A 12419-nucleotide genomic window follows, 5' to 3' on the forward strand; every position below is an offset into this window, starting at 1 on the left:
AAATATTAGCCACAATTTTGTCCACTTGGCATAGTTTTTGACAGATTAGCAACAATTTTGTCTACTATGCCATATTACTTAATAACGTTATACAGTCTCGCTGGTTACTGTGAGTTTTTAATATGTTCCTTGAAAAAAGTAAGTAAAAATTCTGTCTTTAAGCTATAGCCAATATTTAAATTAAATATGGTGTATTAATGGTATTTTCCTTTAGTATAAAGTGGTTACCGTAAAATATTCATTAGTAAACGTATATATAAATTTTACAGATATCGTTTTATTATTATATTATGGTAAATAACTAGAAAGCGAATAAAAAACATTATGATTTTTTCATACAATAACTCAAATTAGATAAGGTAACATAAGATTATTTATATTTAACTTATCTAATGTTACCCATATTTATTTAATATTTTGAACCTAAAATTTTACCTGTCGCTTCAGATGCTTTAGCTGAAGCCTCCATTTTAGCCCGAGATATCGCTGAGTCTTTTGCTGTTTCAGCAAGATTACTCAGTTCAGCACAGCCAGTTAATCCAATCATTGCAAATAAAATTAATGATCCAATTTTTGATTTCATAATAACCTCTTAATAATAAAAATAAACTTACATTGTTAAGAAAATACTTATTTCAAAACCATTTTAGTTTAATATAAAACTGTATTGGTTTACAAGTGCTTTTTGGTTCATTCATAATTTTTTTTGTTATGAAAATCATTACAGAAAAAGAAAAATTTAGTGAACGATTAAAGATTGCTTTAGAAATAGCTTATCCTAATGGCATTAAAACGAGTGATATTGCCACTCGTTTTAACTTGCGTCATCCCAATGAGCCTGTTACACAACAAGCTGTATATAAATGGCTTAATGGTTTAGCGATTCCAGCGATGGATAAAATTGAAACACTGGCAAAATGGTTGGAAATTAAACCAGAATGGTTAAGATATGGAATAACAGATATTAAGCACCAATCGACCTTAGATGAAACCCTAATTGAGCTCATTAAACCATTATCCCATTCACAAAAAGAGGCTTTAGTAAAATTGGTGCTTTCTTTTACCAATAAAAAGGATGTAGTTTGATTAAATGTAAAATGAGAAGGAGTGAGGAGAACACCCAAAGTACAGTGAACCGCTCCTACAATATTATTTTGAAATTTTATGGTGATATTTCTCTGTTTTCGGCAATCCCCAAATAACCACACAGGTAAAGATTAAGAGAATGGCAACGCTAATATAGAGGGACTGCCGTTGCCAGCCTAAATCTAATAGCAAACCAGCTAAGATAGGAGCAAGAATAGCACCTGTACGTCCAATGCCCACTGCCCATCCTACGCCTGTTCCTCTTATATAAGTAGGATAGATAAGGGTATTTAACATATAAATTCCGCTAATACAGCCATTAATGAGAAAACCTAAGATTACGCCTATTGCCATTGCTAACAACAATTTGGTTGAGCTTAAAATAAAAATAATCATAGTGATGGCTGCACAAGCAGTAAATACCATAAGAACATAACGAATAGTTAATTAATCTTTCATAAATGTATTGGCATTGTTAGAATATGTGCCGAATAATAAGGAGTGATTAATGAATACAATTTCACTAGAGGCACAACAGGTTAGAGCTGCTTTATCAGCAAAAGGATTGGAAACCCCGATGGTAGCAAGAGTTGGTACACAAGACGAACGCCGCCAAAAAATTGAACAACATATGCGAGAAGTGATGACAATTTTGGGGTTAGATTTACGTGATGATAGTTTGGAAGAAACGCCAAAACGTTTAGCAAAAATGTATCTAGACGAAATTTTTAGTGGTCTGGATTACCATAATTTCCCTAAGATTACTCTAATTGAAAATCGAATGAATGTGAGTGAAATGGTGCTGGTCAATGATATTAATTTAACCAGTACTTGTGAGCATCATTTCGTTACTTTTGCAGGAAAAGTGTCCGTTGCTTATTATCCTAAAGATTGGGTAATTGGATTGTCGAAAATTAATCGTGTAGTCGATTTTTTAGCACAACGTCCACAAGTACAAGAACGTTTAACTGAACAAATTTTAGTTGCCTTTCAAACATTGTTGGAAACGGAAGATGTGGCTGTTTATGTACGAGCAACGCATTTTTGTGTGAAATGTCGAGGTGTACGAGATGCGAATAGTTTTACAGTGACATCGGCGTATGGTGGGGTTTTCCAACAAGATCGAGAGAGAAAACAAGAATTCCTTGCACTCATATCAAAATAGTTTAATTTTTCAAATTTTATTCATCTTTACTGGATTCTGTACTATACTTTCGCTCGCAATGGAACATATTGTGGGTGTTTTATTTTGCAAAATTCAAGAATGTTTTCTTTTAATCACAAGTTACCCCTCGTATAGGTAACCACTGTAAGGATTTTATTATGCCAATTATTACTTTACCTGACGGCTCTCAACGCCATTTTGATCAACCCGTAACTGTTTTAGAAGTTGCTCAAAGTATTGGTGCTGGTTTAGCTAAGGCGTGTATCGCTGGACGTGTAAATGGTGTACGTAAAGATGCATGTGATGTCATTAGCGAAGATGCTCAATTAGAAATTATCACAGCAAAAGATGAGGATGGTTTAGAAATTATTCGTCACTCTTGTGCCCACTTACTTGGTCATGCGTTAAAACAACTTTATCCAAACGCTAAAATGGCGATTGGACCAACGATTGAAAACGGCTTTTATTACGATATCGATTTAGATCAATCGCTAACGACAGAAGATTTAGAAAAAATCGAAAAAAGAATGCTTGAGTTAGCAAAAACCAATTATGATGTAGTAAAAGAACCCGTTTCTTGGCAGAAAGCATATGATGTGTTTACCCAGCGTGGTGAGCCATACAAAATGGCTATTTTGGATGAGAATATTGAAAAAACAGCAACACCAGCGCTTTATCACCACCAAGAATATATTGATATGTGTCGTGGTCCACACGTACCAAATATGCGTTTTTGTCATCATTTCAAATTACAAAAAGTGGCTGGTGCTTACTGGCGTGGCGATAGCAACAATAAAATGTTGCAACGTATTTATGGAACCGCTTGGGCGGATAAGAAACAACTGGCGGATTATTTAAAACGTCTTGAAGAAGCAGCAAAACGTGATCACCGTAAAATTGGTAAAGCATTAGATCTCTACCATATGCAAGAAGAAGCACCTGGAATGGTATTCTGGCATAATGATGGTTGGACAATTTTCCGTGAGCTAGAAACTTTCGTACGTACTAAATTAAAAGAGTATGATTACCAAGAAGTAAAAGGTCCATTTATGATGGATCGAGTGCTTTGGGAAAGAACTGGTCACTGGCAAAACTATGGTGATTTAATGTTCACGACATCATCAGAAAATCGTGAATATGCAATTAAGCCAATGAACTGTCCTGGACACGTGCAAATCTTTAATCAAGGACTTAAATCTTATCGTGATTTACCATTAAGAATGGCAGAATTTGGTTCTTGTCATCGTAATGAGCCATCAGGTTCTTTACACGGCTTAATGCGTGTGCGTGGCTTTACACAAGACGATGCCCATATTTTCTGTACTGAAGATCAAATTGAAAGTGAAGTAACCTCTTGTATTAAGATGGTATATGACATTTATAGCACCTTTGGTTTTACCGATATTTATGTCAAACTTTCGACTCGACCAGAAAGCCGTATTGGTTCTGATGAGATGTGGGATCGTGCCGAAGCAGACTTAGCCAAAGCATTAGAACATAACGGTTTAGCATATGAAGTACAACCGGGTGAAGGAGCATTCTATGGACCGAAACTTGAGTTTGCGTTGCGTGATAGCATTGGTCGTGAATGGCAATGCGGTACGATTCAATTAGACTTTGCATTACCAGGTCGATTAAATGCTTCTTATGTAGCGGAAGATAATGAACGTAAAACACCAGTTATGATTCACCGTGCAATTTTAGGGTCAATCGAACGTTTTATCGGTATCATTACAGAAGAGTATGCAGGTTTCTTCCCAGCATGGTTAGCACCAACTCAAGCTGTGGTAATGAATATTACCGATACACAAGCGGAATATGTGCAAAAAGTAGTGAAAACCCTTTCTGATGCAGGTTTACGCGTGAAATCTGATTTACGCAATGAGAAAATCGGCTTTAAGATCCGTGAACATACCTTAAAACGTGTACCTTATATGTTAGTCTGCGGTGATAAGGAAATTGCCGAAGGTAAGATTGCGGTACGTACACGTAAAGGTCAGGACTTAGGTTCATTCACTCTTGAAGAGTTTACTGAGATCTTGAAGAAACAAGTAAGAGGACGTGAATTAAAATTACTTGGTGAAGAATAGGAAATTTCTTTGCTTATCTTAGATATAAACCACGCTACGAGTAGCGTGGTTTTTTGTTATTGGATAAATTATCAATAAATTAGACTTTTATTATGATCCAATCATTCCGCCATCATCCTTTTGAATGACAATCGTACCAGAACGAGGGCGAGATTGACCTGACGCATCTGGCCAAGTAGAAATAGCGGTCACTTGATTTGGATCGGTAACGCCAGAATCAGGTTCTCCAGGATGTTGAATATTAATAAACATAGTTTTGTTATCAGGGGTAAAAGCAATACCAGTAATTTCACATCCATTAGGTCCAGTAAGGAAGCGTTTAAAATGCCCATCTTCAGGGATGACTGCTAACATTTGGTTGTTGCCCATACCATCGTATTCTTTCTTATTAATAGTACTAGAAGATACATCAGTTTGTACCCATAACACGCCATTTGGTGCAAAACGTAATCCGTCTGGACTACCAAAAGCATTACCTTTGATATTCCCTTGACCTTTTTGGTTGTTACCAGCTAAGGCAAAAATATCCCAACTAAATTTCTCTGCTGTACCTTTACCATCAGCTTCTTGCCAACGAATAATATGACCAAAAACATTTTTTTCACGAGGATTAGCTTTGTCTGTGCCCGCTTTTCCAGCAGTACCTCGTTGAGAATTATTCGTTAACGTACAATATACGCTACCTTTAGTATAAGGATCGGCTGCAATCCATTCTGGACGATCCATCTTAGTTGCTCCAACTTTATCCGCAGCTAAGCGAGTTTTTACTAAGAGATCACCTTGGTTTTCAAAACCATTGTCTGCAGTTAATCCATTTTGTCCAAAAATAAGAGGTAGCCATTCTCCTGAACCATCATCGTTAAAACGAGCAACATATAAAGTACCATCGCTTAATAAGTGCATATTGTGAATACGATCATCTGGCTTATATGTATCTTTGGATACAAATTTATAAATATATTCAAACCGTTGATCATCTCCCATATAGACGACTGCATGTCCATCTTCACTTAACGTTAACATTGCTCCTTCGTGTTTAAAACGTCCAAGTGCTGTATGTTTCACTGGTGTAGAATTTGGATTAAATGGATCAATTTCGACTACCCAACCAAAACGGTGAGGTTCATTTGGTGTTTTATCCGTATTAAAGCGATCATCAAATTCATTCCAGCGATATTTATCTTCTTCTGCTTTTTTCATAATGCCATAGCGTTTATCTAACGCTGTGAACTCACCACTTTCACGGACAAAAATATCACTCCAATTTTCTTCACAGGTAAGATATGTTCCCCAAGGAGTTTCACCATTTGCACAATTCTGCATAGTACCTAATACGATTTCTCCTTTAGGATCAGCTGCAGTTTGCATTAATTTATTACCACGAGCAGGACCAGTTAGTTGCATTGGAGTATGCGGCGTAATGCGGCGAGCATATTTTGATGGACGAACAACTTCCCATTCGCCATTCTGCTTTTTCACCTCAATAATGGAGATGCCCATTGCATTTTGTGATTTTTTAACTTTTTCCGCATTCCAGGTTTTATCACCATCAGGGAAGAGCAAACCATTATCAACATATTCATGATTCATTACTAATAGGCCATGTTCATTTCCATTTTCTAATGGGAAATAAGCCATACCATCGTGATTCATTCCAGCTTGAACAGCTTGTTCTGCTGCGGTATTAGATGCATCTATTTTAAAAGCAGGACTATTTCCCTCGATGCCAACTGGATCACCCCATAAATAGAATGGTGTTGCACGGTATCCTTCGGGAACAACAACCTTGTCAGCGGTTGAAAAAGGAACAGATGTGAAATTTAGAGCATTCATTTTTCGTGCAGTGGATAATGGGGAAGCAAAAAGATCAGGTGAAATAAAAGCAGAAGGTAATAAAGCGATTGCACTAGCAATACCACTCATTTTTAGTACTTTACGACGGGATAAACGGACATCTAAAACATCAGAAATAGTAGGATTGTTCGAGGGATTTACATTCACATTTTCTTGTAATGAGCGAGTCATAAAATTCTCCTTATAATAGAGTAGAAGTTGTTTGCGCGGAGAAGTATAACGATGAAATATGACAAATTGATGACTAATCAAAATGTAAAATGAGAGGGAAGAAATAGAGTAATCATTAATCTTTTTCTTTTCCATAAAATGAAAAAGAATGATATTTAAATTAATAATATCAATATGTTATATATTATTTCACAGAGTTGAATAGTTTTATTAGTAGGTCTATTAGAAAGTTTAAACCACGCTAGTTGCGTGGTTTTTTGACCTTATTTTACTGTAACTAGGATAGTTTGTTCTGCGGTTTTTTCGATTAAACGTCCAACAGGAATCAGTTCGATTTCTGCTTGTTTAGCAAGTTCAAATAATTCAGTTTTACTTTCAGGAGTAACGGCAACCAGTAAACCACCAGAAGTTTGTGGATCACAAAGGATCGCTTTTTGTTGAGCCGTTAATTCACTAACTTTATGACCATAGCTATCGAAGTTACGTTCTGTACCACCAGGAATACAACTTTTTTCAATATAATCATAAACTCCATCTAGCGTCTTAATTTGGGAAGAATTAACTTCTGCAGCAACATTTGAACCTTCGCACATTTCAATCAGATGTCCTAATAAACCAAAGCCAGTGATATCTGTCATTGCGGTAACGCCATCAAGTTCAGAGAATTTTGCACCAATTTTGTTCATTTGGCACATTACTTTCGCAGCTAGACCTTGATGTTCTGCTTTGAGTTTGCCTTTTTTCTCAGCAGTAGTTAATACACCAATTCCGAGAGGTTTGGTAAGAAATAGTTCACAACCAGCTTGTGCTGAATTGTTCTTTTTAACTTTCTCAATTGGAATAATTCCCGTTACTGCAAGTCCAAAAATAGGTTCAGGAGAATCAATAGAATGTCCTCCAGCAAGTGCAATTCCAGCTTCTTTACAGGCTTGACGACCACCTTCAACAATTCGTCTTGCAATTTCAGGTGGGAGAAGTTTGATTGGGAATCCTAAGATTGCGATTGCCATAATTGGTTTACCGCCCATCGCAAAAATGTCACTAATCGCATTGGTTGCAGCAATTCGTCCGAAAGTAAAAGGGTCATCAACAATTGGCATAAAGAAATCGGTAGTGCTAATAATCCCCATACCATTGCCAATATCATAAACAGCGGCATCGTCTTTACTTTCATTACCAACGAGAAGATGAGGGTCAATAAATTTTTCAATTTCAGTATGTAAGATGCTTTCAAGCACTTTAGGTGAGATTTTACAACCACAACCAGCCCCATGGCTGTATTGGGTTAAGCGAATTACATCGGCAACCGTATTTTCAAAATCAATATTGCTATTTGCGTGATTTGTCATAAGCATTCACTCCATTTTAGCTTAAAAATTTCCTCTATAGCTTAACACTTTAACTTGAGTAAAAAACAATTTTGATCACACTTTTAAAATAAAGATTAAAAAATACACTAAATTGAGGATTTGTTTTATTTACAAAATGTTAAATTTTAGTTATTAATTGAAACAATTCTACATCTGGGTAGAAGAACTATTGACTGAAGGAGAAAAGGTTATGCAAACCTTATTTAAGAAATCATTACTTGCTGTTGTTGTTGGTTTTACAATGGCAAATATAGCAACTGCAGCCAATGTTCCAGCGGGAACTAAACTTGCACAGAAGCAAGAGTTAGTTTGGAATGTGAGTGCCAATCCAGCCACATTAGATCCGCAAAAAATGGAGGGAGATGTGGAAGGATATTTTGCACGACAATTATTTGAAACGCTGGTGACCTCAGATGAAAAAGGGCATATTTTACCTGGAGCAGCAACATCTTGGGAACATAGTGATGATTTTAAAACATGGACCTTTAATTTACGTCCTGATGCAAAATGGTCAAATGGTGAACCTGTCACGGCAGCAGACTTTGTTTATGCTTGGCAACGTTTAGCTGATCCAAATACGGCTTCACCTTATGCAAGTTACCTGGATTTTTTGAAATTGGAAAATGCGGATAAAGTCTTGGAGGGCAAAGCACAAGTGAAAGATCTTGGTGTCGAAGCTAAAGATGATCATACATTGGTGTTACATTTAACCGAAGCGGTACCATATGTAGATAAATTAGTCGAACATTATGTGCTTTCACCTGTAAATAAAAAAGTTGTTGAACAGTTTGGTGATGCTTGGACGAAACCAGGTAATCTAGTAGGAAATGGTGCATTTAAGTTAGTGTCAATGGTGGTGAATGAAAAAGCGACATTAGAACGTAATCAGTATTATTGGGATAATGCGAAAACTGTTTTAGAGAAAGTCACGTTATTACCGATTGAATCAGCGGCAACAGATGTCGCACGTTATCGTGCAGGGGATGAAGATGTGACAGGGAAAGAGTTACCAATAGAACTTTTTGCAAAATTGAAAAAAGAAGTACCAAATGAAATTTATACTCCACCTGTGCTATGTACTTATACCTATGAGATGAATACGGTAAAACCACCTTTTAATGATGTTAAGGTACGTAAAGCACTTTCTCTTGCATTAGATCGTACGATTATGACTGATAAGATCTTACAGCAAGGTCAAACACCAGCTTATTTGTTTACCCCACCATTTATTAATGGTGCAGAAAAAATGAAAAATCCAGAATGGGCAAGCTGGGATCAAAAGAAACGTAATCAAGAAGCACTTAAATTATTAAAAGAAGCGGGATACGATAAATCTAAACCACTCAGTTTTAAACTGTTATATAACACATCAGATAATCACAAAAAATTGGCGATTGCGGCACAATCTATCTGGAAGAAAAATCTACAAGGTGTTGTAGATGTGGCATTAGATAATCAAGAGTGGAAAACCTACCTTGACACACGCCGCCAAGGTAACTCTCAAATGGCAAGAGCAGGTTGGTGTGCCGATTATAATGAAGCAACAACATTCTTAAATTACTTCTTGTCCAATAGTGCTAACAACCGTGCTTTTTATAAGAATAAGGAGTACGACGATTTAATTGCATCTTCTTTCAGAGCAAAAACGGATGAGGAGCGAGCAGAGATTTATGCAAAAGCAGAACAGATTTTAGTGAAAGATAGTGCAGTAATTAATGTCTATTATTATGTCCAACCTCGCTTAGTTAAGCCTTGGGTAAAAGGTTTTGCAGCTAATCATCCTGCCAAAAACTATTACTTAAAAGATGTGTATATTATTCAACACTAATTTTGAGTTATTGATGGGCATTATGCCCATCATTATTATTGTTGGTAAGATTTTAGATTTGTAATATAAAAAACTAATTAAAGATTAAAATGTAAGCAGTAATCACTAAATAATTTGGAAAATTTAGTCATCTTATTTACAAACTGTGAGATTTAATTTATTAATTAGGGCAATTCTACATTTGGGTAGAAGAAATTATTATTTTTTTAGGAGTGAAGCATGCAAAGACCATTTAAAAAATCTTTGCTAGTTGTGGCAATGAGTTTAGGTGTTGCTGCAACTGGTGCTATGGCAGCGAATGTGCCAGCAGGAACACAATTAGCGGATAAACAAGAACTCGTCTGGAATATTAGTGCAAATCCAGCAACATTAGATCCGCAAAAAATGGAAGGCGATGTGGAAGGAAACTATGCACATCAATTATTTGAAACCTTAGTAACGTCAGATGAAAAAGGTCATATTCTTCCAGGTGTGGCAACGTCGTGGGAACATAGTGAAGATTTTAAAACGTGGACATTCCATCTTCGTCCTGAAGCAAAATGGTCAAATGGTGATCCTGTTGTTGCTGGCGATTTTGTATATGCGTGGCAACGTTTATCTGATCCAAAAACAGCTTCTCCTTATGCGAGTTTCTTAGACTTTTTGAAATTAGAAAATGCAGATAAAGTTATTGCTGGTAAAGCACCAGTAACAGAGTTAGGGGTAAAAGCGACAGATGATCATACTTTAGTTTTACATTTAACTGAAGCTGTACCTTATGTTGATAAATTGGTTGAACATTATGTGTTATCACCAGTGAATCCAAAAGTGGTAGAAAAGTTTGGGGATAAATGGACTGCACCAGAAAATATCGTAGGAAATGGTGCGTTTGTTTTAAAATCAATGGTAGTCAATGAAAAAGCCGTATTAGAACGTAACCCATACTATTGGGATAATGCGAAAACTGTATTAAATAAAGTAACATTATTACCAATTGAATCTTCAGCAACAGATATTGCACGTTATCGTGCTGGTGATGAAGATATGACAGGTAAAGAAATTCCAATCGAATTATTTGCCAAAGTGAAGAAAGAGTTACCACAAGAATTACATATCTCGCCATTACTTTGTACATATTTATATGAAGTAAATACCGCAAAAGCACCGTTTGATAATGAAAAAGTTCGTCGTGCACTTTCTTTAGCATTAGATCGTAATATTATTACCGATAAGATCTTACAACAAGGTCAAACTCCTGCTTATATTTTTACTCCGCCATTTATTAATGGTGCAGAGAAGATGAAAAATCCAGAATGGGCAAACTGGGATCAAAATAAACGTAATGAAGAAGCGATTAAATTGTTAAAAGAAGCTGGTTATGACAAATCAAAACCATTAACTTTTAATTTGTTATATAACACCTCTGATAACCATAAAAAATTGGCGATTGCGGCACAGTCTATCTGGAAAAAGAATCTACAAGGTATTGTCAATATCAATCTTGAGAACCAAGAGTGGAAAACTTATCTAGATTCTCGCCATCAAGGTAATTTCCAAATGGCAAGAGCTGGTTGGTGTGCCGATTATAATGAAGCAAGTACCTTCTTAAATTACTATTTATCAAATAGTGCAAATAATACAGCGTTCTATAAGAGTAAAGCGTATGATGATTTAATTGCGTCAGCATTTAAAGCTCAAACTGATGCAGAGCGTGCGGAAGTTTATGCAAAAGCAGAAGCACAATTAGAGCAAGATACAGCAATGGTGCCTGTCTATCATTATGTACAACCTCGCTTAATTAAACCTTGGGTGAAAGGCTTCGCAGCAGCACATCCAGGTCAAAATTATTACTTAAAAGACGTCTATATTATTAAACATTAATTTTTCCTTTATTAACCCAATCCATATTTTTATGGATTGGGTCTTTTTGCCAAATTTTGTGGGATGTGTATATGCTTAAATTAATTTTTCGCCGTATTTTAGAGGCGATCCCAACATTATTTATTTTAATCACGGTTTCATTTTTTATGATGCGACTTGCTCCAGGCAGTCCATTTTCAAGTGAAAAAAATTATCCACCAGAAGTGATTGCGAATATTGAGGCAAAATATCATTTGAATGAGCCTTTATTAGTCCAATATGGGATTTATTTGAAGGATCTTGCTCATGGTGATTTTGGTCCATCATTTAAATATAAAGATTACACGGTAAATCAATTAGTGGCGGATTCTTTTCCTGTTTCTTTAAAACTTGGTTTTTCTGCATTTTTATTAGCATTATTTTTTGGTATTTCTGCTGGAGTAATTGCGGCCTTAAAACAAAATAAATGGCTTGATTATCTGATAATGACGTTTGCAATGACGGGAGTTGTTGTACCAAGTTTCGTCGTAGCTCCTTTATTGGTGCTAATTTTTTCTATTATTTTGAAGTGGTTGCCATCTGGCGGTTGGAATAATGGACAATTTATGTATATGTTAATGCCAATGGTTGCCTTATCGCTTTCTTATATTGCGAGTATTGCTCGTATTATGCGTAGTTCGATGATCGAAGTATTACATTCTAATTTTATTCGTACTGCAAAAGCTAAAGGCTTACCAATGCGCCGTATTGTCTTGAAACACGCTTTGCGTCCAGCATTATTGCCTGTGATTTCCTATATGGGGCCTGCTTTTGTAGGGATTATTACTGGTTCAATGGTCATTGAGAGTATTTTTGTCTTACCAGGCATTGGACAACTATTTGTGAATGGTGCATTGAATCGAGATTATTCATTGGTATTAAGTTTAACGATTTTAGTGGGAACATTAACGATCGTATTCAATGCGATTGTCGATATTTTATATGCGGTGATTGATCCAAAAATTCGCTATTAAGGG

Annotated in this window: 10 protein-coding genes; 6 read left to right on the forward strand and 4 right to left on the reverse strand. The window is 36.0% G+C overall.

Annotated features, from left to right (window positions below; translation table 11 throughout):
* Positions 1-409 precede the first annotated feature (409 nt).
* Positions 410-583, reverse strand: a complete 174-nt coding sequence (locus tag ACFFHT_RS08425; protein ID WP_382375261.1) for a hypothetical protein — start codon at positions 581-583, stop codon at positions 410-412.
* A 128-nt stretch (positions 584-711) separates the two neighbouring features.
* Between ACFFHT_RS08425 and ACFFHT_RS08430 the strand changes: the two genes are divergently transcribed.
* Complete coding sequence (locus tag ACFFHT_RS08430) at positions 712-1086, forward strand: transcriptional regulator (RefSeq protein ID WP_382375263.1); 375 nt, start codon at positions 712-714, stop codon at positions 1084-1086.
* A 63-nt stretch (positions 1087-1149) separates the two neighbouring features.
* On the opposite strand, the gene ACFFHT_RS08435 is transcribed toward ACFFHT_RS08430, so the two are convergent.
* Positions 1150-1512: an MFS transporter gene (locus ACFFHT_RS08435; RefSeq protein WP_382375265.1), complete on the reverse strand. Its 363-nt coding sequence runs from the start codon at positions 1510-1512 to the stop codon at positions 1150-1152.
* A gap of 82 nt (positions 1513-1594) precedes the next feature.
* Here ACFFHT_RS08435 and folE point away from each other — a divergent pair, with 82 nt between their 5' ends.
* Together folE and thrS are read left to right on the forward strand one after the other, a co-directional pair.
* The gene (gene folE, locus ACFFHT_RS08440; protein WP_382375267.1) at positions 1595-2251 is read left to right on the forward strand and encodes a GTP cyclohydrolase I FolE; all 657 of its coding nucleotides are present in this window, start codon (positions 1595-1597) and stop codon (positions 2249-2251) included.
* Between the two features lie 158 nt (positions 2252-2409).
* Positions 2410-4341: a threonine--tRNA ligase gene (gene thrS, locus ACFFHT_RS08445; RefSeq protein ID WP_382375269.1), complete on the forward strand. Its 1932-nt coding sequence runs from the start codon at positions 2410-2412 to the stop codon at positions 4339-4341.
* A gap of 90 nt (positions 4342-4431) precedes the next feature.
* On the opposite strand, the gene ACFFHT_RS08450 is transcribed toward thrS, so the two are convergent.
* Positions 4432-6366 (reverse strand): PhoX family protein, encoded by a 1935-nt coding sequence (locus ACFFHT_RS08450; protein WP_382375271.1) that lies wholly within the window; start codon positions 6364-6366, stop codon positions 4432-4434.
* A gap of 263 nt (positions 6367-6629) precedes the next feature.
* On the reverse strand, positions 6630-7715 hold the full coding sequence (gene selD, locus ACFFHT_RS08455; protein ID WP_382375273.1) for a selenide, water dikinase SelD: 1086 nt from the start codon (positions 7713-7715) through the stop codon (positions 6630-6632).
* Positions 7716-7926: 211 nt separating this feature from the next.
* On the opposite strand from selD, the gene ACFFHT_RS08460 reads away from it, so the two are divergent.
* From ACFFHT_RS08460 to oppB, 3 genes are all read left to right on the forward strand, one after another.
* Complete coding sequence (locus ACFFHT_RS08460) at positions 7927-9564, forward strand: ABC transporter substrate-binding protein (protein WP_382375275.1); 1638 nt, start codon at positions 7927-7929, stop codon at positions 9562-9564.
* A 219-nt stretch (positions 9565-9783) separates the two neighbouring features.
* A complete protein-coding gene (locus tag ACFFHT_RS08465; protein ID WP_382375277.1) occupies positions 9784-11424 on the forward strand; it encodes an ABC transporter substrate-binding protein in 1641 nt (546 codons plus the stop codon).
* A 71-nt stretch (positions 11425-11495) separates the two neighbouring features.
* Positions 11496-12416 carry an oligopeptide ABC transporter permease OppB gene (gene oppB / locus ACFFHT_RS08470; RefSeq protein WP_382375279.1) on the forward strand — a complete coding sequence of 307 codons (921 nt, stop codon included), beginning with the start codon at positions 11496-11498 and terminating at the stop codon, positions 12414-12416.
* Positions 12417-12419: the final 3 nt, after the last annotated feature.

The sequence above is a fragment of the Gallibacterium melopsittaci genome (genome assembly GCF_042433085.1).
Taxonomy (GTDB): domain Bacteria; phylum Pseudomonadota; class Gammaproteobacteria; order Enterobacterales; family Pasteurellaceae; genus Gallibacterium; species Gallibacterium melopsittaci.